Origin of the sequence: Streptomyces sp. NBC_01788 (assembly GCF_035917575.1) — a bacterium.
In the GTDB taxonomy this organism is placed as follows: Bacteria; Actinomycetota; Actinomycetes; order Streptomycetales; family Streptomycetaceae; genus Streptomyces.
This window is the reverse complement of record NZ_CP109090.1, coordinates 7,520,480-7,544,039: the sequence shown is the minus strand read 5'-3', so window position 1 is coordinate 7,544,039 and position 23,560 is coordinate 7,520,480. Positions and strand designations below refer to the sequence as shown.

The 23,560-nt window shown below is 73.6% G+C and carries 17 protein-coding genes and 3 pseudogenes; 11 read left to right on the top strand and 9 right to left on the bottom strand.

All coding sequences use genetic code 11. The annotated features are described in order from the left end of the window. The first annotated feature begins 404 nt into the window (after positions 1-404). Positions 405-986 carry an Rv1733c family protein gene (locus tag OIE49_RS33515; protein ID WP_326805565.1) on the top strand — a complete coding sequence of 194 codons (582 nt, stop codon included), beginning with the start codon at positions 405-407 and terminating at the stop codon, positions 984-986. A gap of 12 nt (positions 987-998) precedes the next feature. On the opposite strand, the gene OIE49_RS33510 is transcribed toward OIE49_RS33515, so the two are convergent. Continuing rightward, positions 999-2,117, bottom strand: a complete 1,119-nt coding sequence (locus tag OIE49_RS33510) for a baeRF2 domain-containing protein (RefSeq protein ID WP_326805564.1) — start codon at positions 2,115-2,117, stop codon at positions 999-1,001. Positions 2,118-2,353: 236 nt separating this feature from the next. On the opposite strand from OIE49_RS33510, the gene OIE49_RS33505 reads away from it, so the two are divergent. Beyond that, a complete protein-coding gene (locus tag OIE49_RS33505; protein ID WP_326805563.1) occupies positions 2,354-3,094 on the top strand; it encodes a PP2C family protein-serine/threonine phosphatase in 741 nt (246 codons plus the stop codon). Between the two features lie 70 nt (positions 3,095-3,164). Beyond that, entirely contained in the window at positions 3,165-4,892 is a 1,728-nt protein-coding gene (gene polX / locus OIE49_RS33500; RefSeq protein ID WP_326805562.1) for a DNA polymerase/3'-5' exonuclease PolX, read from the top strand. A gap of 87 nt (positions 4,893-4,979) precedes the next feature. On the opposite strand, the gene OIE49_RS33495 is transcribed toward polX, so the two are convergent. After that, entirely contained in the window at positions 4,980-5,795 is an 816-nt protein-coding gene (locus OIE49_RS33495) for an SAM-dependent methyltransferase (protein ID WP_326805561.1), read from the bottom strand. A 155-nt stretch (positions 5,796-5,950) separates the two neighbouring features. Continuing rightward, positions 5,951-7,414, bottom strand: a complete 1,464-nt coding sequence (locus OIE49_RS33490; protein WP_326805560.1) for a PucR family transcriptional regulator — start codon at positions 7,412-7,414, stop codon at positions 5,951-5,953. A gap of 139 nt (positions 7,415-7,553) precedes the next feature. On the opposite strand from OIE49_RS33490, the gene OIE49_RS33485 reads away from it, so the two are divergent. The 4 genes from OIE49_RS33485 (at position 7,554) to OIE49_RS33470 (ending at position 11,432) form a co-directional block, all read left to right on the top strand. Beyond that, positions 7,554-8,738 (top strand): CaiB/BaiF CoA transferase family protein, encoded by a 1,185-nt coding sequence (locus OIE49_RS33485; protein ID WP_326805559.1) that lies wholly within the window; start codon positions 7,554-7,556, stop codon positions 8,736-8,738. Beyond that, positions 8,735-9,925, top strand: coding sequence for an acyl-CoA dehydrogenase family protein (locus tag OIE49_RS33480; protein WP_326805558.1), 1,191 nt, complete (start codon positions 8,735-8,737; stop codon positions 9,923-9,925). Before OIE49_RS33485 ends, OIE49_RS33480 begins: the two co-directional genes overlap by 4 nt. Continuing rightward, positions 9,922-10,050: a hypothetical protein gene (locus OIE49_RS33475; RefSeq protein WP_326805557.1), complete on the top strand. Its 129-nt coding sequence runs from the start codon at positions 9,922-9,924 to the stop codon at positions 10,048-10,050. Before OIE49_RS33480 ends, OIE49_RS33475 begins: the two co-directional genes overlap by 4 nt. An 86-nt stretch (positions 10,051-10,136) precedes the next feature. Beyond that, the gene (locus tag OIE49_RS33470; RefSeq protein ID WP_326805556.1) at positions 10,137-11,432 is read left to right on the top strand and encodes a MalY/PatB family protein; all 1,296 of its coding nucleotides are present in this window, start codon (positions 10,137-10,139) and stop codon (positions 11,430-11,432) included. Positions 11,433-11,492: 60 nt separating this feature from the next. Here the strand turns inward: OIE49_RS33470 and OIE49_RS33465 are convergent, their stop codons facing one another. Continuing rightward, positions 11,493-13,790 (bottom strand): heavy metal translocating P-type ATPase, encoded by a 2,298-nt coding sequence (locus tag OIE49_RS33465; RefSeq protein ID WP_326805555.1) that lies wholly within the window; start codon positions 13,788-13,790, stop codon positions 11,493-11,495. 202 nt (positions 13,791-13,992) lie between these two features. Next, positions 13,993-14,712 carry an FAD binding domain-containing protein gene (locus OIE49_RS33460; protein WP_326805554.1) on the bottom strand — a complete coding sequence of 240 codons (720 nt, stop codon included), beginning with the start codon at positions 14,710-14,712 and terminating at the stop codon, positions 13,993-13,995. 410 nt (positions 14,713-15,122) lie between these two features. Between OIE49_RS33460 and OIE49_RS33455 the strand changes: the two genes are divergently transcribed. Beyond that, on the top strand, positions 15,123-16,106 hold the full coding sequence (locus OIE49_RS33455; protein WP_326805553.1) for an alpha/beta hydrolase: 984 nt from the start codon (positions 15,123-15,125) through the stop codon (positions 16,104-16,106). On the opposite strand, the gene OIE49_RS33450 is transcribed toward OIE49_RS33455, so the two are convergent. Then, on the bottom strand, positions 16,103-18,160 hold the full coding sequence (locus OIE49_RS33450; protein WP_326805552.1) for a SpoIIE family protein phosphatase: 2,058 nt from the start codon (positions 18,158-18,160) through the stop codon (positions 16,103-16,105). The two genes, OIE49_RS33455 and OIE49_RS33450, sit on opposite strands and share 4 nt — an antisense overlap. Positions 18,161-18,285: 125 nt before the next feature. Between OIE49_RS33450 and OIE49_RS33445 the strand changes: the two are divergent. Next, positions 18,286-19,307: pseudogene (locus OIE49_RS33445) on the top strand (FAD-dependent monooxygenase); the annotation flags it as partial. A gap of 31 nt (positions 19,308-19,338) precedes the next feature. After that, positions 19,339-20,952 (top strand): annotated as a pseudogene (metE, locus tag OIE49_RS33440) (5-methyltetrahydropteroyltriglutamate--homocysteine S-methyltransferase); the annotation flags it as partial. Positions 20,953-21,019: 67 nt separating this feature from the next. Here metE and OIE49_RS33435 read toward each other — a convergent pair. Next, positions 21,020-21,553: pseudogene (locus OIE49_RS33435) on the bottom strand (citrate/2-methylcitrate synthase); the annotation flags it as partial. Between the two features lie 176 nt (positions 21,554-21,729). Between OIE49_RS33435 and OIE49_RS33430 the strand changes: the two are divergent. After that, positions 21,730-22,071: a tetratricopeptide repeat protein gene (locus OIE49_RS33430; RefSeq protein WP_326805551.1), complete on the top strand. Its 342-nt coding sequence runs from the start codon at positions 21,730-21,732 to the stop codon at positions 22,069-22,071. 1 nt (position 22,072) lies between these two features. Here the strand turns inward: OIE49_RS33430 and OIE49_RS33425 are convergent, their stop codons facing one another. Next, a complete protein-coding gene (locus OIE49_RS33425) occupies positions 22,073-22,993 on the bottom strand; it encodes a M56 family metallopeptidase (RefSeq protein ID WP_326805550.1) in 921 nt (306 codons plus the stop codon). Positions 22,994-22,999: 6 nt separating this feature from the next. Continuing rightward, positions 23,000-23,422 (bottom strand): BlaI/MecI/CopY family transcriptional regulator, encoded by a 423-nt coding sequence (locus tag OIE49_RS33420; protein WP_326805549.1) that lies wholly within the window; start codon positions 23,420-23,422, stop codon positions 23,000-23,002. Positions 23,423-23,560: the final 138 nt, after the last annotated feature.

Here is a 23,560-nt window from a genome sequence, read left to right as displayed (position 1 = left end):
GTGCGCGGCCGGCGCCACACCGGCCGCGCACCCGGGTGCGGCATGGAGCGCCCCCTGCTCGGACGCGCCGCACCGGGATGGTCCTGGTGCCCGTCTTCTCCTCCGGGACCAGGACCGTGTCGGTCTCGGGTCGTACTGCGCGCGCTCCGTGCTCCGCGCACACTTCCAGTGTCGCGCGTCCGGGCCGCGGCGGGAGTGGGCCGACCGGCCCTGCGGGAGGTGGGCCCTGGGTCCCGCCCCGGCGGGGACGTACGGCCGGTGTGCCCGCGTCGGGCGGCCCCAGGACGGCGGCCCGGAAGGATGTCAGGCTGAAGGTGGAGGGAGCCGTTCAGGCGACCGTCCGCTCGGCGGGCCGGGGGTGGCCGGAGGGCCCGGTGGTGGTCGGAGGTCCGGAGGGAGCAACGATGAGGGCGAACACACCCGGCCGGCTTCCGCTGTGGCGGTGGCGGAGCAATCCGATGCGCCGGCGTGAGGACGTGATCGAGGGCTGGGTCCTGCTGGCCACGTGGGCCGTCATCTCGGTGGGCGCTCCCCTGACGGGGGTGGTCGTCGGCCAGGCGGCGGCGGACGGCCTCGCCCGGCAGCAGGTGGAGCGGCACCCGGCCACCGCTGTCCTGGTCACCACGGCCCGGCCCGGCGGCGACAGTGTGACGACGCCGGACGACCGGGTCTCGGGGACCGTCCGCTGGACGGAACCGGACGGCACCCGGCACGAGGCCCGGACCCTGGTCGCGCCCACCTTCGAAGCGGGCGACCGGATCGGAATATGGACCGATCAGCACCACCGCGTCACTCCCCCGCCCCTGACCCCGTCCCAGGCCGCGACACAGGCGGCGGCCACGGGCGCGCTGGTGTCGCTCGCCGTCGCGGGTGCCGCCGGCGCCGGATGCTGTGCGGCCCGCGCCGCGCTCGACCGGCGCCGTGCCCGCGCCTGGGAGGCCGAGTGGCACGAGGTCGGACCGCAGTGGGGCCGCGCGGCACGCTGAGTCGCGCGGACGTCATGTCCCCGGTGCGTCCTGGCCGTCGCGGGGCAGCGGACAGCGCAGCAGGACGCCCACGCCCTCGTGCAGCCGAGCCTCCCGCTCGGGCACCAGGACGAGTTCCGCCCGGGTGCCGACCAGCGCCCGGGTCAGTGCCGCGTCGGCGCGCTCCCGGCGTACGTCCTGGACGCCGTAGGAGCGCAACTCCTCTTCTGTGAGGGCGATTTGGCCGGGTTCCGGGCCGACCCACAGGCGCAGTGGCGACTCGGGGTGGTTGTTGAGCAGCAGAGCCCTGACCTGGCCCCGTTGCAGGGCCGCCACGGCGGCGCGCAGTCCCTCGGCCGTCACCGCGCCGTGGGCGCGCTGGGCCAGGAAGACGTCCAGCAGGCGTCGGTCGTGCGCCGCCATGCGTCCCCTGAACAGGCTCTCCAGCCGCTGCTCCAGCAGGGCCCGCCCCGGCACCGCGTCGCCCGTGCCCTCCACCATGGTGACATGTCCGCGCAGCGGCGCTGGAAGCCGGTTGACGAGGATGCCGCGGGCCCAGGCGTCTCCCGCGACGACCACCGCTTCGCAGTCGATGCGCCGTGCGTGGCCCTCCAGTTCCCGGCCGATCACCCGGGCCGCCCCCGGCCAGTCGCCCGCCGGGATCTCCTCGTGCAGGCGGTACCCGGGCGCGACCTTGGTCAGGGGCCAGACGCCGGCCTCGGCGTCGACGCGCACCGTGCCCGTCGCGTCCGTGGAGTGACGTCCGCCGTAGCGCACCCGCACCGCCAGGTACGCGATCCCGGGGGCGTGCTGGGCGATCAGCGGCATGATGTCCGGCAGCGTTCCGAAGTGCGCCGTGTCCCGTGCGGGCGGGACCGGCAGCTCGTCCAGCAGGGCCGCGTGGCCGTGCGCGGTGAACACCGCCTGCCCGTGGGTGCCGGGGACCTCCGTGTCGCTGCCCACGAGGTCGGCCACCGCGGTGATGGTGCCCCGGTCCGCCCCCTCGGACGTCAGGGCGTCCCGCAGGTGCCGCCACCGCAGTTCTATGGCCGCGTCGGGATCGGCGACGGCGCTGTCGCGGGAGGTGTCCAGATACACCGAAGCGAACGGACCGGACTGCTTGTACAGAGGTTCGAGAAAGGAAAGCCTCATGGTCGCTCCCGACTGCCCCGCGCCCGCCCGAAGCCGCTCACGGCGGCCTCCCGGCCGGCTCGCCAGTCACCCACCCGGCCAGTCTCCCACCGTTCCGGCCGGCCGGCCGCCCCGGGACTCGGGCTGCTCGGGCTGCACCGCCCGGCGGCGCACACGACAATGGGTCTCGGCGCGCGATCCGCCCCGGCGGCGGGCACGCGATCCGCCCGACGGGCAGGGGAAGGCGGTGGCCTGTGATGACGTACGTAGCTGTGAGTGCGCTGAGCCATCCGGGACTGATCCGCGAGCACAACGAGGACAGCCTGGTCGCCGGGCCGTGGACCCTGTGCGCCACGGTGACCGAGAATCCGCAGACGCTGGTGTTCCCGCTCGGCGCGCCCCTGGTCGTCGCGGTCGCCGACGGGATCGGCGGCCAGCCCGGAGGCGATGTGGCCAGTTCCCTGGTGGTCCGGCAGCTCGCGCGGTCCGGGCCCGGCATGACCGGCGAGGACGACGTCCGCGAGGCACTGCACGCCTGCAACCGCCGGGTGTACACGGCCGCGGAGAACGACGGACCGGCCACGATGGGCACCACCGTCGCGGGCGCCGTCCTGCTGCCCGGGTCGCTGCTGGCGTTCAACGTGGGCGACAGCCGGGTCTTCGCCGCGCCCCGGGACGGGCTGCTCCAGGTCAGCGTGGACGACAACCCGCCGACCCCGCCGGGGCAGCGCACGATCTCGCTCCTGACCCAGGCCCTCGGCGGCGCCCGGACGTTCCACGCCGTCACCCCGCATGTGACGGCCTGCGCCCTCGCCCCGGGCGACCGGTACCTGATCTGCACCGACGGCCTGACCGACCCGCTGCCGAACGACGTCCTGGACGAGTTGCTGAGGGAGTTCGACGACGGCCGGGCCGCCTTCGAAATGTGGAAGGCCGCCATCGCCGCCGGCGGTCCCGACAACATCACGCTCGCCCTGGTGCGGGTCGTGGAGCGGTGACCCCTCCGCCCGTCCCGGCGCGTACCTCTCACCTGGCCCGCCGGAGGGGTCGGTTCCTAGACTGTGAGACGTGGTGCGGGCCAACGAGGAGGTCGAGGCGCTCCTCCAGGAGTACGCGGACCTCATCGCCATCACCGGAGGCGACGCGTTCAAGGCGCGCGCCTACGAGAAGGCCGCCCGTGCCATCGGCGGCCACCCCGCCGACGTCTCCCGCCTCGACATCACGGGTCTGAAGGAGATCCCGGGCGTCGGCAGGTCGATCGCCGAGAAGGTCGTCGAGTACCTCCGCACCGGCAACGTCACGGTGGTGGAGGAGACACGGGCCAGGATTCCCGCCGGGGTACGGCAGTTGATCACCATCCCCACCCTCGGCCCCAGGAAGGCGATGACCCTCCACGAGGACCTGCACATCTCCTCGGTGGCCGAACTGGCCGACGCGATCAAGGCGGAGAGGCTGCGCGATCTGAAGGGCTTCGGGAAGAAGACCGAGGAGAACATCCTGCACGGCATCGCCCTCATGCGGCAGGCCGGCGAGCGGATCCTGCTGGGCACCGCCACGGAGGCCGCCGAGGACGTCGTCGCCGAACTCTCCCGGATCACCGGCTGTGCGCGGTGCGCGTACGCCGGATCGCTGCGCCGCATGAGGGAGACGGTCGGGGACATCGACGTCCTCGTCGCCGCCGAGCGGTCGGCGCCCTTCATGGACGCGCTGACCGAACTGCCCACGACCGCCGAGGTCATCGCGCACGGCGCGAAGAAGACCTCGATCCGTACCGACACAGGCGTCCAGGTCGACCTGCGCGTGGTGCGGCCGGACTCCTGGGGCGCGGCGCTGCAGTACTTCACCGGCTCCAAGGGGCACAACATCCGCACCCGGACGATCGCCGTCCATCTGGGGCTGAAGCTCTCCGAGTACGGCCTGTTCGACGCCGAGAGCGGGGAACGGGTCGCCTCCCGCTCGGAGGAGGACGTGTACGCCAGGCTCGGCCTGCCCTGGATCCCGCCCACGCTGCGCGAGGACCGGGGCGAGATCGAGGCCGGTCTGCGCGGTGAACTGCCCGAGGTGGTCACGGAGGACGACATCAGGGGCGACCTGCACACCCACACCGATCTCACCGACGGTCTCGCCCCGCTGGAGGAGATGGTGGCGGCGGCCGCCGGCCGGGGCTACGCGTACTACGCGGTCACCGACCACGCGCCCGGCCTCGCCATGCAGCGCATGACCGAGGAGAAGGTCCTCGCCCAGCGCGAGCAGGTGCGGTCACTGGACGGCCGGCACCACCGGATGCGGCTGCTGCACGGCACCGAGCTCAACATCGGCCCGGACGGGGAGGTGGACTGGCCCGACGAGTTCCTCGCGGGCTTCGACCTCTGCGTGGCCTCGGTGCACTCCCACTTCGGCCTCGGCCGCGAGGCGATGACCCGGCGGCTCGTACGCGCCTGCGAGAACCCGCACGTCCATGTCATCGGGCACCCCACCACCCGGCTGATCGGCAGGCGGCCCGGCATCGACGCCGACCTCGACGAGGTGTTCGCGGCCTGCGCCCGCACCGGCACGGCCCTGGAGATCAACGCCCAGCCGGACCGCCTCGACCTGGGCGACGAGGACATCCTGCGGGCCAGGAGCCACGGGGTGAAGTTCGCCGTCGACTCCGACGCCCACTCCCTCCTCCATCTCGCCTACCTGCGCTACGGAATCGGCACGGCGCAGCGCGGGTGGCTGACCCCGGACGATGTGATCAACACCTGGCCGCTGCGGCGGCTGCGCGGCTTCCTGCGCAAGGACGGGGCCGCCTGAGGCGGTTCGGGAGCCCCCCAGCACGCGGCCGTGACCGAGCACCGCACGGGCGGTTCGGTCACGGCCGCGGGACGGCTCGCGCGGGTGTCACGGCTTGCGCGCGAGACCTCCGTGCTCGGCGACGGCCGCCGCGGCGGGGGCCTCGGGGTCCGGACGCCAGTGCGGGACGGAGACGACGCCGGGCTCCACGAACTCCAGCCCGTCGAAGAACGCGGTCATCTGCTCGACGGTGCGCAGGTTGTACGGAATGGCCCCGCTCTTGTTGTAGCCCTCCTGGGCCGCTTCGAAGTCCGGGTCGGTGCCGAGCGAACCGTCGTTGATGGACAGGTAGCTGCCGGACGGCAGCGCGTCCATCAGCCGGGTGACGATGGAGCGAGCCTGGTCGTAATCGGCCACGTGGCCGAGGATGTTGCTGAGGATCAGGGCGATGGGTCGGGTGAAGTCCAGCGTGTCGGCGGCGGCCGCGAGGATGCGGTCGGGGTCCAGCACGTTGGCGTCGACGTAGGAGGTCGCCCCTTCCGCGGTGGAGTAGAGCAGGGCGCGGGCGTGGGCGAGGACCATCGGGTCGTTGTCGACGTAGACGATCCGGGACTCGGGCGCGATGCGCTGGGCGACCTCGTGGGTGTTGTCGGCCGTCGGCAGGCCGGTGCCGATGTCCAGGAACTGCCGGATGCCCGCCTCGGTGACCAGGTAGGTGATGTTGCGGCGCAGGAAGCCGCGGCTGCTGCGGGCGATGGTGACGATGCCGGGGAAGACGGCGGTGTAGGCGTCGCCGGCCTCCTCGTCGACGGCGTAGTTGTCCTTGCCACCCAGCCAGTAGTTCCAGATCCGAGCCGAGTGGGGCACCGTCGTGTCGATCTTCTGGCGCGCCGCTGGGTCGGGGCTCGTCGCGGGGTGGGTCATGGGTACCGTCCGTTCTCCGTCGCGCGGGTTGTCCGACGACAAACTACGTTCCGAAAGCCCTTCTGCGCACGCCAGTTCGCGTTTCCGCCGGTGGTTTTCACGAACAAGGGCGGCCCCGGCGCCGGACTGCCGCGCGCTGCACGCCCCTCCGTCCCCTACGCCATGCCCCGGCGGCGCAGCAGCAGCCAGAGTTCCGCGGTGACGTCCGGGTCGGTGAGGTCCACGCCGAGCAGCGTCCGGCAGCGCGCGACGCGGTGCCGGAGCGTGTTGCGGTGGACGCCGAGCGCGCGGGAGGCCGCCTCCCACTGGCCGTGATGGCGCAGGTAGCCGACGAGGGCCTGGCGCAGGACGTCGCTCAGCCCGTCGCAGGCGGCGGCGAGTCGCGCGGTCGTGTCGCCGTCGTGCGGTCCCGCGGACGGGCGGGCGAGCAGCCGGGTGCCCGGGGCGAGGTCCGCCAGCGTCGCGGCGGCGACCGCGCGGACGGATGGCACCTGTCCGACCGGGACCGTCTCCGTCAGGACGGCCGCGGCGTCGGCGTCCGCCCGCCGTAGCGCGTCCTCCAGGCAGGCGGTCGGGGGATGGTCCGCGGGGACCAGGAACCAGGCCGCTCCCTCGTCCGTCCGGACGGCGACCGTCTCCGGGCACCAGCGGCGGGCCACTCCGACGAGGATGTCGCTCGCCCGGCCCCTCATCGTCAGGAGACGTACGTGGTCCGGCGGGCCCGGTGCCCGTACCGCGCCCGCGAGCCTGCGCGCGGCGTCCGCGTGCCCGAGGTCGACCAGCAGTCCGACGCAGCGCTGCCCCTCGTCGGCCACGGACGCGGCGCGCGCGCCGCGGACCGCGTCCAGGCTCAGCAACGCCGACGCCGTCAGCACGGCTCTGCGCCTGGTGGGGTCCAGCGGCGTGGAGGTGCCGACCGCGAGGAAGCCCGCGGCGCGCTCCCGCACGGCCAGCGGGAAGACGATCACCGCGCCCGAGCCGGTCGCGAACGAGGCGGCGGAGTGCGCTCCGGCGCCCTCCAGCCGGACGATCTCCGCGCGTACCCGCTCTGCCTGCTCGGCGGCTCCGGCGGGGAACACCTGGTCGACCTCGCCGGCCGGTGTGTACGCCGCCGCCCAGGCGTCCAGCGACCGGCCGAGGGTGCGCAGGACCGTGGCGACCGGGTCGGCGGAGGCGGCCGCGTCGACGAGCGCCCGCTGGGTCGCCAGGACGTCCTTGAGGTGCTGCTCGGCCGTGCGGGAGACGGCGGCCCAGTAGGCCTTCGTGATGCGCAGGAACGGCGTGGGCGGCGGGACCGTGAGCAGGCACAGCCCGAGCTTGCGGCAGGCCGCCAGGAGCGGCGCGGGCACCTCGGTGTGCACCGGACCGAGGCCGAGGGCCAGCGCGGTCAGCTCCGCCGCCACCAGGCGGCCCACGTAGCGTTCGCAGCCGAGCTTGTTCCGGGGCAGGGACAGGCCCGTCGTCAGCAGCAGCTCCCCGCCGTTCAGATAGCCGGTCGGGTCGGCCAGTTCGCTGATGTGCACGGCGGACACCTCGCGCGCCGAGGCGGCGAACCCCTCGGCCGGCGCGAGATCCGTACCGAGGGCCCGGCACAGGGAGGCCACCGTCGGAACCGTCACGCGTGCTCCTGCGCGGGAAACCTCACGAGTGCTCCTGTGCGATCCGTCCAATGCGGGTCCTGCGTGGTGCATTTTATCCAGTGAGGGATCCGCGCCGTCTCCGTACGGTCGTCCCGTCCCGAGCGAATGGAGAGAGGTCATGCCCGTCGATCCGCCCGAGGCACCGCTCCACGGCCTGGTCGTCGCCGACTTCAGCCGCGTCCTGGCAGGCCCGCTGGCCTCGGTGATGCTGGCGGATCTGGGGGCCACCGTCATCAAGGTGGAGCGCCCGGGCTCCGGCGACGACACCCGTGCCTGGGGCCCGCCGTGGACCGACGGTTCCAGCAGCTACTTCGAGTGCGCCAACCGCTCGAAGCGGTCGGTGACCCTCGACCTGTCCGACCCCGAGGACCTCCGGCTGGCGAGGACGCTGGCCGAGCGGGCCGACGTCCTGGTGGAGAACTTCAAGGACGGGGCGCTCGCCGCACGAGGACTCGACTACGACTCCGTCCGCCGCGCCAACCCGGGCGTCGTGTACTGCTCGGTGACCGGCTTCGGCCGCCACGGCGGCGCGGCGCTGGCGGGCTACGACTTCCTCGTCCAGGCACTCGGCGGTCTGATGAGCATCACAGGCGACCCGGGCGGCGACCCGCAGAAGGTCGGCGTGGCCCTGGTCGACGTACTGACCGCCAAGGACGCGACCATCGGCATCCTGGTGGCGCTGCGGGCCCGCGAGCAAAGCGGCCGGGGCCAGCGGGTGGAGGTCAATCTCCTGTCCAGCCTGCTGGGTTCGCTGGCGAACCAGGCCTCGGCGTATCTGACCACCGGCCGGGCGCCGGGCCGGATGGGCAACGCGCACCCGTCCATCGCGCCGTACGAGACGCTGCGCTGCGCGGACGGCCTGCTCGCCATGGCGTGCGGGAACGACGGGCAGTTCCGCCGGCTGACCGAGGTGCTGGACGCGCCGGAGCTGGCCGACGACGAACGCTTCGCGGTCAATCCGGCCCGGGTGCGCAACCGCCACGCACTCGTCCGGGCCCTGGAGGAACACCTCGCGCGCGACAGGGTCGAGACCTGGATCGGACGGTTCACCGCGGCGGGTGTTCCGGCCGGACGGGTCGGCAGCGTCGCCGACGGCATCGCCCTGGCCGAGTCGCTCGGCCTCGAACCGACCGTCCGGGTCGGCCCGTCGTCCCCGCCCCAGATCCGGCACCCCGTCACGTACTCGGCCACCCCGGTCACCGGCTACCGGCCGCCGCCCCGTCTCGGCGAGCACAGCGACGACGTACGCCGCTGGCTCACCGGCCCGGAACCCACCGAACCGCCAGAGGAGAAGACCGCATGAACGCACCGGCCAAGCTGCCCCTGCTCGACCCCCGCGACCCCGCCGGACTGCACGACCTGCTCACCCCGGAGGAGAAGGCGGTCGCTGCCTCGGTGCGCCGGCTCTGCGGGCAGCGCGTCGACCCCTTCGTGGCGGACTGGTTCGAGCAGGGCACCGTTCCCGACATCCGCGGCCTGGCCAAGGAACTCGGCGCGCTGGGCGTGCTCGGCATGCACCTGGAGGGCTACGGCTGCGCCGGCATGTCGGCCACCGAGTACGGCGTGGCCTGCCTCGAACTGGAGGCCTCCGACTCCGGCATCCGCTCGCTGGTCTCCGTGCAGGGCTCGCTGGCGATGTTCGCGATCTGGAAGTGGGGCACCGAGGAGCAGAAGCGGCAGTGGCTGCCGTCCATGGCCGCCGGTGAGGCGATCGGCTGCTTCGGCCTGACCGAGCCCGACATCGGCTCCGACCCCGGTAGCATGCGCACCCGGGCGCGGCGCGACGGTGACGACTGGATCCTCGACGGCCGCAAGATGTGGATCACCAACGGCAGCGTCGCCGACGTGGCCGTGGTCTGGGCCCGGACCGACGAGGGGGTGCGCGGCTTCGTGGTGCCCACCGGCACCCCGGGCTTCTCGGCCCCGGAGATCAGGCACAAGCTGTCCCTGCGCGCCTCGGTCACCAGCGAGCTGGTCCTGGACGGGGTACGCCTTCCCGCGGACGCCGTGCTCCCCGGGGTCCGCGGTCTGAAGGGCCCGCTGAGCTGCCTCAACGAGGCCCGCTACGGCATCGTCTGGGGAGCGATGGGCGCGGCCCGGTCCTCGCTGTACGCCGCCCAGTCCTACGCGATGGAGCGGACGCAGTTCGGCAAGCCGATCGGGGCGTTCCAGCTCACCCAGCAGAAGCTGGCCGACATGTACCTGGAGTACACCAAGGGCGTGCTGCTGGCGCTGCATCTGGGCCGTCGCAAGGACGCGGGCACGCTGCGGCCCGAGCAGGTGAGCCTCGGCAAGCTGAACAACGTCCGCGAGGCGCTGGACATCTGCCGCACCGCCCGCACGGTCCTCGGGGCGAACGGCATCTCGCTGGAATACCCGGTCATCCGGCACATGAACAACCTGGAGTCCGTACTGACCTACGAGGGCACCGTAGAGATGCACACCCTGGTGGTCGGCCAGGCGGTCACGGGTCAGTCGGCGTTCCGGTGAGCGAGGGTGCGGCGCTGCTCCTCAATCACCCGGAGGCCGTAGCGCTCCTTTCCCGCTGGGCGCTGGAGCGGGCCCGCGATCCGGACCGGCCTCCGGCGGTCGCCGGCCCCTCGGTGGCCTCCTGACCGGCACGCGGGGACCGGGGTACCGTCCAGCGAGACGACCACATCGCAGCGCCGAGGCCCGGCCCGCCGGGCGAGGGGAGCACCGCATGAGCGAGTCCACCCACCAGGCACCCGCCGAACCCGGGGACGGCGGCCGTACCGATCCGCTCGTCCAGCTGTCCCTGGAGCGGTTGCGGCAGCGCTCCAGCCTGAAGTGGCGCACGCATCCGGAGGACGTCCTGCCGCTGTGGGTGGCGGAGATGGACGTCCCCCTGGCGCCCGCCGTCGCCGACGTCCTGCACCGGGCCGTGGCGCTGGGGGACACCGGATACCCCCACGGCACCGCCTACGCCGAGGCCCTCGCCGCCTTCGCCGCCACGCGGTGGGGGTGGGACGGCCTGCGCGTGGAGAACACGGCGCTCGTGCCCGACGTGATGCTGGGCGTCGTCGAGGTGCTCCGCCTCATCACAGGACCCGGCGACGCGGTCGTCGTCTGCTCGCCCGTCTATCCCCCGTTCTACGCGTTCGTCGCGCACGACGGCCGGGAGGTCGTCGAGGCCCGCCTCGGCCCCGACCTGCGGATGGACCTCGCCGCCCTCGAGGACGCCTTCCTACGCGCGAGGCGCCGCGGCCGCCGCGCCGCGTTCCTGATGAGCAACCCGCACAACCCGACCGGTGTCGTCCACACCCGCGCGGAACTCGAGGCGGTCGCCGCGCTCGCCCGCAGACACGGTGTCCGGGTGGTCTCCGACGAGATCCACGCCCCGCTGGTGCTGCCCGGCGCCGTCTTCACGCCCTTCCTCAGCGTCCCCGGCGCGGAGAACGGTTTCGCCCTGACCTCCGCGTCCAAGGCGTGGAACCTGGCCGGTCTCAAGGCCGCCGTGGCCGTCGCAGGCACCGAGTCCGCGGACGACCTGCGCCGGATGCCAGAAGAGGTCGGCCACGGCCCCAGCCACCTGGGCATCCTTGCCCATACGGCGGCGTTCCGCGACGGCGCCGACTGGCTCGACGAGCTGCTGCTCGGGCTCGACGCCAACCGGAGCCTGCTGGGCGAACTGGTGAAGGAACACCTCCCGGACGTGGGGTACGTCCCGCCGCAGGGCACCTACCTGGCCTGGCTGGACTGCACCGGCCTCGGGCTGCACGACGACCGTCCCACCGACGGTCCCGGCGTCGTGAGCGACCTCGCCGGACCGGCGCGGCTGTTCCTGGACGAAGCCCGTGTCGCCCTCAGCTCCGGACACGTCTTCGGCAGCGGCGGCGCGGGCTGCGTACGCCTCAACTTCGCGACCTCACCGACGATCCTGCGTGAGGCGCTGACGCGCATGGGCCGCGCGGTCGCCGGCCTCGGGCGGGAGTCCTCCCCGGCTCGCGGCTCCGGTTCTTCGATCCAGGAGGGCTGAGCCGAGGGCGCCCGCCGTCCCCGGTGGAAGGCGGGCGTCCTGCCGCGATGCCCACCGGGGTCAGTGGCCGATGGCCCGGAAGCGGCGCAGGCGCAGGCTGTTGCCGACCACGAAGACCGAGGAGAAGGCCATCGCGGCGCCCGCGATCATCGGGTTGAGCAGTCCGGCCGCGGCCAGCGGAAGCGCGGCGACGTTGTAGGCGAAGGCCCAGAACAGGTTGGAGCGGATGATGCCCAGCGTCCTGCGGGCGAGCCGTATGGCGTCGGCCGCGGCCCGGAGGTCCCCGCGGACCAGGGTCAGGTCGCCGGCCTCGATCGCGGCGTCCGTGCCGGTTCCCATCGCCAGTCCCAGATCGGCCTGGGCGAGTGCCGCCGCGTCGTTGACGCCGTCGCCGACCATGGCGACCGAACGGCCCTCGCCCTGGAGGCGCTTGACGACGTCGACCTTGTCCTGCGGCAGGACTTCGGCGATGACGTGCTCGGGTGCGATGCCCGTCTCGGCCGCGACGGCCTCGGCGACGGCCCGGTTGTCGCCGGTGAGCAGCATGGGCGTCAGGCCCAGGTCACGCAGCCGGCGTACGGCCTCGGGGCTGGACTCCTTGACGGCGTCGGCGACTTCGAGGACCGCACGCGCCTCGCCGTCCCAGGCGACCGCGACGACCGTACGACCGGCCGCCTCGGCGCCCTCCTTGGCGCGCCGCAGGTCGTCCGGCAGGGACATCGCCCACTCGGCGAGCAACCGCTCGCGCCCGACGAGGACGGCGTGCCCCTCGACGACGCCCTGGACCCCGAGTCCGGCGACGTTGGCGAAGTCCTCCGGGACCGGCAGGGTGCCCGCACGGTCCGCGGCTCCGGTGGCGACCGCCCGGGCGATCGGGTGCTCGGAGGCGTGCTCCAGGGCGCCGGCGAGCCGCAGGACGTCCGTCTCGTCGGTGCCGTCGGCCGGGTGCACGGCCAGCAGGGTCATCCGGCCGGTCGTGACGGTGCCGGTCTTGTCCAGGACGACGGTGTCGACCTTGCGCGTGCTCTCCAGGACCTCGGGGCCCTTGATGAGGATGCCGAGTTGGGCCCCGCGTCCGGTGCCGACCATGAGGGCGGTGGGTGTGGCGAGCCCCAGGGCGCACGGGCAGGCGATGATCAGGACGGCGACAGCGGCGGTGAAGGCGGCGGTCGGTCCGGCGCCGCCGAGGAGCCAGAAGCCGAGCGTGGCCAGGGACAGCGCGATGACGACGGGGACGAAGACCCCGGAGATCCTGTCGGCGAGCCGCTGGGCGGCGGCCTTGCCGTTCTGGGCGTCCTCCACCAGCTTGGCCATGCGGGCGAGTTGGGTGTCCGAGCCGACCCGGGTGGCCTCGACGACCAGCCGTCCGCCCGCGTTCAGGGTGGCGCCGGTGACGGCGTCCCCGACAGCGACCTCGACCGGGACGGACTCGCCGGTGAGCATCGAGGCGTCCACGGCGGAGGCACCCTCGACGACGGTGCCGTCGGTGGCGATCTTCTCGCCGGGGCGGACCAGGAAGCGGTCGCCGACCTTCAACTCCTGTACGGGGACGCGTTCTTCGTGTGCGCCGCGGAGAACGGTGACCTCCTTCGCACCCAGTTCCAGCAGGGTCCTGAGCGCCGCACCGGCCTTGCGCCGGGACCGGGCCTCGAAGTAGCGGCCGGCGAGGATGAACGCGGTCACACCGGCCGCGGCCTCCAGATAGATGTTCCCCGCGCCGTCGCCGCGGGCGATGGTCAGCTCGAAGGGGTGGGTCATGCCGGGCATGCCGGCGGTGCCGAGGAACAGCGCCCACACCGACCACAGGAACGCCGCGGAGGTGCCGACCGAGATCAGCGTGTCCATGGTGGCCGCGCCGTGCCGGGCGTTGGTCCAGGCGGCCTTGTGGAACGGCCAGGCGGCGTACGTCACCACGGGCGCCGTCAGGGTCAGGGACAGCCACTGCCAGTACTCGAACTGGAGGGGCGGGATCATCGCCATCGCGATCACCGGCACGGCGAGCACGACCGCGGTGGTCAGCCTCTCCCGCAGCGGCCGGAGTTCGTCAGGGCCCTCCCCCACCGAACCCGCCGAACGCGCCGAGCCCGCCGAGCGGCCGGCCCGGTCGGGCTCGGCACGGACGGACTCGCGTTCGGGTTCGCGCGCGGTGTAGCCGGTGGCCTCGACCGTGGCGATCAGGTCGGCCACGGCGACATCCTCGCGGAAGGTGACTCTCGCCTTCCCGGTGGCGTAGTTGACGGTCGCCTCGACGCCGTCCATGCGGTTGAGCTTCTTCTCGACACGGGCCGCGCACGAGGCGCAGGTCATGCCGCCGATGGCGAGTGCGACCTCGGCGGCACCGGACGTGGTGGTGGTCATGTGATCGGCTCCTCCTTGCCTTTCAGATACCCCTGGGGGGTATCCAGCAGTTCCATGTATACCCCTAGGGGGTACATGAAGCAAGAACTCGACCACTGGTTTCACATACGGGGTGGGGGTATCTGACGTGCATGGACCCGCCCGGGAACGTGCGATGCCGCACGTCGCACGGGCCGGCGGCTCGCCTCGTCGAGGCGCGTACTCAGTGCGCGCCGAGGCCGTCCAGAAGGCGGGTGACCTGCGAGTGGACGGCGTCCCACGCGGCGGCCGGCAGATCGCCGAGGGCCGTCCCGCGCAGCCCGCTCAGGACCTCCGCCGCGTCGACCGCGCGCGGGACACTTCCGCTGAGCACGTCGTAGCCGTCGCGGACGGCGACCCGCAGACGATCGCCGTCGTCCTCGGCGTGCACCGCCGAGGCGACCACGAGGGGCGGAGGTCCGCCCGCCTCGCCGTCCAGCTTGCGGTAGGCACAGGCGACCGGCTCGCGCCAGCGGAGGCTGAGCAGGACGGGCCGCTTGGCCACCACCTCGGACAGGTCCGCCTCACGGACACCTTCGGGCTCCAGCACCGTCGCCCGGGCGTCCAGGACGAGCGCGGCGGGCAGCAGGCAGCGCAGGGCACTGCCGACGAGGTTGCCACCGACCGTCGCCGTCCGGCGCACGGCCCCGGTGCCCACCGTGGCGGCGGCCAGGCGCAGTACGTCGGGAACCCGCTCGTCGATCCGGTGCAGCACCACGGCGCCGCCCACGGTCCGCCGCCCCACGACGTTGGCCTCCGGCAACTCGCGCAGGGACATGGCCAGTTCGGGGAATCCGTCGCGCTGCCAGGTGGCCCAGACGAGGGTTGCCCCGCCGATCGGCACGGCTCCCTCCGCCAGACACTCCCGCGCTTCGGACACGGACGTGGGCAGACGCAACAGCACAGCGACCGACCTGCCTTCCTGGGACGCCGGACGAAGGCGGTGGGCAGTGCCGCGGTCCCCTGCCCGCCGGCAGGCAGTCTTCCCTCCCGGACGGGGGCGCGCACAGGGCTCACACGAGCACACGGCACGCCGGCGGCAGCGCCCTGGCGCATATCCCCGCCGCATACCCACCCGCTCCGAACCCGTCTGTCGCCGTCGCCCGTTCGCCGCGAGTCGATGGCCGCGGGATGTGCGCCTACGATGGGCACATCGGCTCGCAGGGCCTGAACGAAGGCCTCGAACCTTGGACAAGGACTCATTTCCCGGGGCCCGGGCGTTCAGTGGCACCGGCGCTTGCCGGCCGGGCACCCTGCGCGTCTCGCCACGCGCGTCTCAGAATGCGCTTCTCAGCATCGCCAAGGAGCATCGCCATGGCCGCTCAGTCCAGCACGATCGTCCTGGAGCGTCCGGCGCAGGAACTCGCCGACGCGACCTCGAAGCACCCCTTCCTGTACGAGATGGAGCCCGCCGAAGCACGCAAGGTCCTCGACGACCTTCAGGCCGCGCCGGTCGACAAACTGCCGGTCGACGAGGAGTGGATCACCGTACCGGCCTCCGTGGGCGACGTACGGGTCCGCCTCGTCAGGCCGCGGGGCGTCACCGGAACGCTGCCCGTCGTGGTGTACATGCACGGCGGCGGCTGGGTGCTGGGCAACGCGGGCACCCACGACCGGCTGGTGCGCGAGCTGGCGGTCGGCGCCCGTACCGCCGTGGCCTTCGTCGAGTACACGCCCTCGCCGGAGGCGCGCTATCCCGTGGCCATCGAGCAGGGCTACGCGACCGCGCAGTGGATCACCCGGGAGGGAGAGTCGAAGGGCCTGGACGCCCGGCGGCTGGCGGTGGCCGGCGAGTCGGTCGGCGGGAACATGACCGCGGCGCTCGCCCTGATGGCCAAGGAGCGCGGTGACGTCAGGTTCGTGCACCAGTCGATGTACTACCCGGTCACGGACGCAGCGATGGACACCGACTCCTATGACCAGTTCGCCAACGGCTACTACCTCAGCCGCAAGCTGATGGAGTGGTTCTGGGACGCCTACACCACGGACCCGCACCAGCGCGAGGAGATCACCGCGTCCCCCAACCGGGCCACCAGCGAGCAGCTCGCCGGACTGCCGCCCGCCCTGCTGCTCGTCGACGAGGCCGACGTGCTGCGCGACGAGGGCGAGGCGTACGCCGCCAAGCTCCGCGCCGCCGGCGTCCCGGTGACCACGGTGCGCTACGACGGCACGGTGCACGACTTCATGATGCTCAACTCGCTCAGCCACTCCAAGGCCGCCCGGGCGGCCATCGACCAGGCCGTGCGGTTCCTGCGGGACGCGCTCGGCACGGACGACGACGCGTCCGCCACCGGTTAGCTCCGGCCGGCGCGGGTGAGGAGCAGGGCCACGTCGTCGGGTTCCTCGGGGCTGCGCAGAGCGTCCAGCAGATGGTCGCAGGTCTCTTCCAGCGGACCCGGTGGCCCTGTCAGGAGGCCCAGCAGCGTGGCCAGTTGCGCGTCGAGCGAGTGGCTGCGGGTCTCGACGAGACCGTCGGTGTAGAGCAGCAGCCCGTCCCCGGGCCCGATCCGGAGGCGGGTGGTCTCGAAGGGGACGCTTCCCACGCCGAGGGGCGCCCCGGTCGGGAGGTCGAGCAGCCGCGGAGCGCCCGAGGCGGGGATGAGGACCGGCGGCAGATGTCCGGCCATGGCGACGTGGCAGCAGGCGCGGCGCGGGTCGTACACGGCGTACGTGCAGGTGGCGAACCGCTGCTCCAGCTCGCCCGTGATGCGGTCGAGGTGCGACAGGACCGCGGCGGGGTCCAGGTCGAGCGCGGCCAGGGTGCGGGTCGCCGTACGGAGCTGGCCCATGGTGGCGGCGGCGCCGCTGCCGCTGCCCATCACGTCGCCGATGACCAGGGCGGTCCTGTCGTCGGACAGCGCGATCGCGTCGTACCAGTCGCCGCCGATCCCGCAGATGGTGGAGGCGGGCTGGTAGCGGCAGGCGATGTCCAGGCCCGGCCGCCGCGACGGTTCCCTGGGCAGGAGGCTGCGCTGGAAGTCCTCGGCGGCCGTCCGCTGGTTCTGGTACCAGCGGGCGTGGTCGATGCTGACGGCCGCGCGGGAGGCCAGTTCGAGGGCCAGGGCGGCGTCGTCGTCGCCGAATGGCACGGGATTGCCGCTGCGGGCCAGTGCCAGGGCGCCCAGGACGCGGCCGTGGGCGACGAGCGGGACGACCAGGCAGGAATGGGCCTTGACCTCCGCGAGGGCGTTGGCGGCGTGGGCCGGGGCGAGGCGGGCGAGGTCACGGACGGTGACACGGGCGGCGAGGACCGGTCCGCCGGTGGTGACGCACCGGGCGACCATGTGGTGCGGCGCGAACCGGGCGACGTACCCGACGGGGAGGGAGACGCCCGGGTCCGGGTGGGCGACGACCGCCAGGGTGCGCATGGCCATCGGGCTGCCCGGTCTCCAGCCGGGGTCGCCGCCCTGGAGCGCCGCGTCCAGGAGGTCGACCGCGGCGAGGTCCGCCACGTCCGGCACGCAGACACGGGCGAGCTCGTCGGCGGTGGTGGCCGGATCGAGGGTCGTCCCGATGCGCGCCGAGGCGTCGGCTATCAGAGCGAGGCGCTGCCGCGCGGCGGCGGCCTCGGCGGAGGCGCGGTGCTGCGCGGTGACGTCGATGAGTTCGATCGCGACCCCGAGCGCCCGCCCCGCCTTGTCCTCCAGGCGGTAGTACGAGACCGACCACGCGTGCTCACGCCCGGGGTCGGAAGGGGTGGGGGCGAGGATGAGCTGGTTCAGCAGCGGGTCACCGCTGTCCAGTACGCGGCGCATCGCGGTCTCGACCCAGACGGCGTCCATGAAGCCCAGCACCTCACGGACGGTCCGCCCGACATGCTGCTCGGCGGACCGGCCGTTCACGCGCTCAAGTGTGGGGTTGACCACGAGATACCGCAGGTCGGTGTCCACGATGCCCAGGCCGATCGGGGACTGCGAGACCAGCCGGGCGGAGAGCGCGAGGTCGCGTTCCATGGTCCGCAGGACGGCGCGGTCGGCGGCGATGCCGAGCGCGTAGTAGTCCCCGTGCGCGCCCTCCAGCCGCATGTTGCGGAACTCCACCAGGCGGGAGCTGCCGTCCTTGTGGCGGACGGGGAAGGCCCCGGCCCACCCCGTGCCCTCCGTCATCACCTGGGCGAACAGTGCGACGACGAGGTCCCGGTGCCGTTCGTCGACCATCAGCCGGGCCGCGTACCGTCCCACGGCCTCCCCGGCGCTGTAGCCGAAGACCTGCTGGGCCTGGGGGCTCCAGAAGACCACGCGCCCCTGCGCGTCGAGCACCACCGCCGAGACGCTCAGCGAGTCCAGCAGGCCGCCGGACGGGGCCGCGGGCTCGTTTCCGGCCTTTCCCATGAAGGCTTCGGCAGACTCCACCGTCGACGCCTCCTCTCGACTCGCCCCCGCGCTCCCGGCCGAGACCGCTGCCTACGCCACCATGGTCTCGCGCCCCGGCCGGGTCGGCAGGTCCGCCGCGGGCGGCTCACCGCCCGCCGGATGAGGAGCTGGGCGGGCGGGTCGTTCTCGGCCGGGAGGCGGTCGGCCTCGCCCAGGACGAGGACGGCGTGACCGTGCGCTTCGCCTCCGGTGCCGAGGTGACGGCCAGGTACGTGGTCGCCGCCGACGGCGGCCGCTCGGCGGTGCGCCGGGCGCTCGGCATCGGCATGACCGGCGAGACGGTCGATCCGAGTCCGACGCTGGTGGCGGACGTCCGCTTCACCGGTCTCGACCGCGACAACTGGCACATCTTCCCGGCCGAGACGGAGAACGGCGGCTTCATGGCGATCTGCCCGCTGGCGGGCACCGAGGACTTCCAGGTCGTGGCCGGGTTCCCGGAGGGCACCGCGGTGGACCTGTCCCTCGACGACATCCGCGAGGTCGTCGCAGCCCGCTCGCACCTCGCCCCCGAGGACCTGACCGAGGTGCGGTGGGCCTCGGACTTCCGCCCGCGGGCGGCGCTCGCGGACCGCTTCCGCGAGGGCCGGGTCCTCCTCGCCGGGGACGCCGCGCACATCCACTCACCGGCCGGCGGCCAGGGCCTCAACACCAGCGTGCAGGACGCCTACAACCTGGCTGGAAGCTGGGCGCGGTGCTGCGCGACGGCGTGCCCGGCTCCCTCCTCCACACCTACGAGGAGGAACGGCGGCCGATCGCCGCCGGGATGCTCGCCCTCTCCACGAGTGTCCACCGCGGAGAGACCCGCCGCGGCGGGGCCACCCGCCAACTCGGCCTGGGCTACCGGACCTCCTCCCTCACGGAGGAAACCCGCCGCTCCCCCGGACCGGTGCGCGCGGGCGACCGCGCGCCGGACGGGACGGTGGACGGGACACGGCTGTTCGACGCGTTCCGGGGGCCGCACTGGACCCTGCTGACGACAGGCACGGACACGGCGGCCGAGGCGTACGGCGCGGGGGTGTTCCTGATCCGCCCGGACGGTTACGTGGGCTGGGCGGGCGAGACCGCGGACGGGCTGGCGGAGTACGCGGGGCGGGTGGGAGCCGAGGACGCGCACCGGATCCCGTAGCGAGCGGAACCGGACGCATGTCCCGGCCGACCTCGCCTACCGTGAACTCGGCGCGCTCACCGACCGGCCCAAGCTGCTGGTCGCCTCCTACTTCGACCGTCTGGGCGACGCGCTGCCGCTGCTGGCCAAGGCCCCGGTGGATGGGCTCGCGCTGGACTTCACCGAGGCGGCGGCCAACCTGGACGCCCTTGCCGCCGCCGGCGGACTGCCCGGCAAGCGGCTGGTCGCCGGGGTCGTCAACGGCCGCAACATCTGGGTCGACGACCTGTCGGCGTCCCTGGCCACGCTCGGCACCCTGCTGGGCCTCGCCGACCGGGTCGACGTGTCGGCCTCCTGCTCCCTGCTGCACGTGCCGCTGGACACGACGGCCGAGCGTGACATCGAGCCGCAGATCCTGCGCTGGCTCGCCTTCGCCCGGGAGAAGACCGCCGAGATCGTCACCCTCGCCAAGGGCCTGACCCACGGCACGGACGCGATCGCCGCCGAACTCGCCGCGGACCGCGCCGACCTGGCCTCCCGCGCGCACTCCCCCATCACCCGCGATCCGCAGGTCCGCGCCCGTGCCGCGGCCGTCACCGACGCGGACGCCCGCCGCTGCCGGCCCTACGCCGAACGGGCCGCCGCCCAGCGCGCCCACCTCGGCCTGCCGCTGCTGCCGACCACCACGATCGGCTCCTTCCCGCAGACCGGCGAACTGCGCGCCGCCCGGGCCGATCTGCGCGCGGGCCGGATCGGCACCGCCGGGTACGAGGAGCGTGTCAAGGCGGAGATCCGGGAGGTGATCTCCTTCCAGGAGAAGACCGGCCTCGACGTGCTGGTGCACGGCGAGGCCGAACGCAACGACATGGTGCAGTACTTCGCCGAGCAGCTCACCGGATACCTCGCCACCCAGCACGGCTGGGTCCAGTCCTACGGCACCCGGTACGTCCGCCCGCCGATCCTGGCCGGCGACATCTCCCGTCCGGACCCGATGACGGTGCGCTGGACGACGTACGCGCAGTCCCTGTCCGACCGGCCGGTCAAGGGCATGCTCACCGGTCCGGTCACCATGCTCGCCTGGTCCTTCGTCCGCGACGACCAGCCTCTCGCCGACACCGCCCGCCAGGTCGCCCTCGCCCTGCGCGACGAGGTGAACGACCTGGAGGCGGCGGGCACTTCGGTGATCCAGGTGGACGGGCCCGCCCTGCGCGAGACCCTGCCGCTGCGCGCCGCCGACCGCCCGGCCTACCTGGCGTGGGCCACGGAGGCGTTCCGGATCACCACCGGCGACGTACGCCCGGACACCCAGATCCACACCCACATGTGCTACGCCGAGTTCGGCGACGTCGTGCAGGCCATCGACGACCTCGACGCCGACGTCATCAGCCTGGAGGCCGCCCGCTCCCACATGCAGGTCGCCCGCGAACTCGCCGCTCACGGCTACCCGCGCGAGGCCGGGCCCGGCGTGTACGACTTCCACTCCCCGCGCGTCCCGAGCGCCGAGGAGACCGCCGACCTCCTGCGCACCGGTCTGGAGGCCATCCCCGCCGAACGGCTGTGCGTCAACCCCGACTGCGGTCTGAAGACCCGCGGCTGGCCGGAGACCCGGGCCTCCCTGGAGAACCTGGTCGCGGCGGCGCGCACCGTCCGCGGTGAGGTGTCGTAGGACTCCCCCGGCGCGTCACGTCCGCTCCGGCCGGCGCCCCCGGCCGGAGCGGACAAGCGTCCAGTCGTCACCGGGCCCCGGGCACGGGCCGCTGCCGTGGCCCGTCGTAGGAGGCCAGGGGGCGGATGAGGGCGTTGTGGGCGAGCTGTTCGGTGATGTGGGCGGTCCAGCCGGTGACGCGGCTCATCATGAAGAGGGGCGTGAACGCGGGGGTGTCGAAGCCCATCAGGTGGTAGGCGAGCCCGGCCGGGTAGTCCAGGTTGGGGTGGATGCCCTTGCGGCTGAGCATGGCGTGCCGCAGGGCCGCGTGGAGCGTGGCCAGGCGGGTCATCTCGGGGTCGGCGGCGCGGGCGACCAGGCGGTCCAGGGCGCTCTGCATGATCGGGACGCGGGAGTCGCCGTGCTTGTAGACACGGTGGCCGAAGCCCTTGATCTTCCGCTTGGTCGCCAGGGCCTCGTTGACGCCGCCGTGCGGCGGACCCTTCAGCGCGCCGATGGCGGCGGTGACCGCGCTATAGAGGTCGGAGAGGGTGGAGGTGACCACGCGGGCGGTGAACGTCGAGGCGTTGAAGCTGTGTTCGGCGTACCGCACGAGGGAGATCCGGTCCAGGTCCTCACCTCCGACCGGGCAGGCTGGCTCGTCCTCACCGCATGGCGGCTGCGCAGGAGGCTCGGCGGCCGCATCGACGACGGGGAACGCTGTAGTGGAATATTCAACCAACCGTGCCGGTTGTGGCAGCCGGTGGCTCTGGAACGAGGCACCGGAGGAGGTCACCAGTGGACACGACGTACTACGAGCACGGAACCCCTGCGGAGCGCTGGGAGCGGGCGCGGATGTTCTTCGACGCCCGGGACTACGCGGCCGCGGCCCGTGTGCTGGAGGGGCTGGTCGAGGAGGTCCCGGAGCAGACCGGGCCCCGGCTGCTGCTGGCGCGTGCCTACTACCACTCGGCGCAACTGCGCCGGGCTGAGGACCAGTTGCGTGTCATCGTGGAGCGCGACCCGGTGGAGCACTACGCCCGGCTGATGCTCGGCCGCACCCTTCAGCGGCAGGGTCGCCGGGACGAGGCCGAGACGCACCTGCGGGTCGCCTCCGCCCTGGCGGGCGACCTCCCGTAAATCACACCGGGTGGAGGAGCAGGAACAGGGTGACCGCGGAGTTCGCCGAGGACATCGCGGACACCACCGCACCGGCGGCGGCGCCCCACACGGCGGCGCCGACCGCCGTGAAGACCGGCGGCCAGTGCCGGCCCGCCGGTGCCGGCGCCAGCAGGGCGGCGACCCGGCGCGGCACCGGACCGCCGGCGGCCACCGCGGCGAGAGTGGGCGCGGGCGCGCCCGACGACAGCAGGGCCGCCTTGCCGACCGCCCGCGCCACCACGCGCCGGTCGCCGACCGCGCGGGCCGCGTCCTCGTCGGCCCAGCGTTCGGCGGTGTAGACGACGGCGGAACGCAGCGGCCGCAGGAAGGGGTTGGCGCAGGCGGCCAGGTGGACGGTGAGCAGGTGACGGTGGTGGCGGGCCGCCAGGTGGGCGCGTTCGTGCGCGAACAGGGCACGCCGTTCGTCCGGGGCGAGGCCGTCCAGCAGCGCCGTGGTGACGACGATCCGGTCTCGGCTGCCGGGCAGGGCATAGGCGTACGGCGTGCTGTCGGGCAGGACCACGACGGGTGCGCCGCGCACCCCGGTCAGGGCCCGGCGGGCTCGGCGGGCCACCCGCCGGTGGCGCCACAGGGTACGCCCGCAGGCCACCGCGACCAGTCCCAGCGCCGGGATCGCCGCCCGGCCCGTGACCCGGTCACGTGAGACGGCCGACCTGAACTCGGGATCGGCCCAACCGTCCGGGACCGGGCCGCCGGTCAGCTCGGCGACGCCGATGACCGCGAGCAGGGCGAGGCACAGCGTGCTGCATCCGCCCGTGACGGCGGCCACCCAGGTCAGCAGCCGGGTGGCCGTGCGCGGATGGAGGCGCGGTGCGGCCCGGCATGCGACGGGCCAGGCGGACAGCGGCAGTACCAGCGGCAGTAAGACGTAGAGCCCCATGAGGCGTCAGTGTCCCGTACCGTCGCCCCTCGGATGGCGGGCGCCGTCGTCGTCCGCGGCCTCCGCCGCGTCCAGCAGCGCGCGCAGCACCTGCTCGTCGCCGGGCGGCAGCGCGGTGACGAAGCTGGTCAGCACCGCCTCGCGGTCCCTTTCGCCGTCCAGCAGGCGGCGCATCCGGAGCGCCGCGAGGCGGGCGACGTCCGCAGTCGGGGTCCACACGAAGGAGCGGCCGCGGCGCTCGCGGGAGACGACGTCCTTGGCGAGCAGCCGGGTCAGGATGGTGACCACGGTGGTGTAGGCGAGGTCGCCGCCGAGCCGCTGCCGCACCCAGGCCGCGGTGACCGGGCCGTCCGCCTCGCGGAGCGCGCCGAGCACCTGGACCTCCAGTTCGCCCTGCCCGCGCCGGGCGCGCCGCTGTGGCGTCGTCATGTGCGTCTCCCTCCGGCGTCGGCGTGTCGCACCACGCTACTTCACACCGGGGCGCGGCCAGGGGTGCCGCACGCCGGGTGCGCGCACACGTGCCGCACGCCCCTGCCCTCCGTACAAGCGTGCGTCGGGCGGGCCGGG

What these genes read in the sequence shown, in the direction of transcription:
- OIE49_RS33420 (WP_326805549.1), bottom strand. Translation starts at nt 23,422, where the DNA reads ATGACGACGCCACAGCGGCGCGCCCGGCGCGGGCAGGGCGAACTGGAG.
- OIE49_RS33425 (WP_326805550.1), bottom strand. Translation starts at nt 22,993, where the DNA reads ATGGGGCTCTACGTCTTACTGCCGCTGGTACTGCCGCTGTCCGCCTGG.
- OIE49_RS33510 (WP_326805564.1), bottom strand. Translation starts at nt 2,117, where the DNA reads ATGAGGCTTTCCTTTCTCGAACCTCTGTACAAGCAGTCCGGTCCGTTC.
- OIE49_RS33455 (WP_326805553.1), top strand. Translation starts at nt 15,123, where the DNA reads ATGGCCGCTCAGTCCAGCACGATCGTCCTGGAGCGTCCGGCGCAGGAA.
- OIE49_RS33515 (WP_326805565.1), top strand. Translation starts at nt 405, where the DNA reads ATGAGGGCGAACACACCCGGCCGGCTTCCGCTGTGGCGGTGGCGGAGC.
- OIE49_RS33505 (WP_326805563.1), top strand. Translation starts at nt 2,354, where the DNA reads ATGACGTACGTAGCTGTGAGTGCGCTGAGCCATCCGGGACTGATCCGC.
- OIE49_RS33470 (WP_326805556.1), top strand. Translation starts at nt 10,137, where the DNA reads ATGAGCGAGTCCACCCACCAGGCACCCGCCGAACCCGGGGACGGCGGC.
- OIE49_RS33480 (WP_326805558.1), top strand. Translation starts at nt 8,735, where the DNA reads ATGAACGCACCGGCCAAGCTGCCCCTGCTCGACCCCCGCGACCCCGCC.
- OIE49_RS33485 (WP_326805559.1), top strand. Translation starts at nt 7,554, where the DNA reads ATGCCCGTCGATCCGCCCGAGGCACCGCTCCACGGCCTGGTCGTCGCC.
- OIE49_RS33465 (WP_326805555.1), bottom strand. Translation starts at nt 13,790, where the DNA reads ATGACCACCACCACGTCCGGTGCCGCCGAGGTCGCACTCGCCATCGGC.
- OIE49_RS33495 (WP_326805561.1), bottom strand. Translation starts at nt 5,795, where the DNA reads ATGACCCACCCCGCGACGAGCCCCGACCCAGCGGCGCGCCAGAAGATC.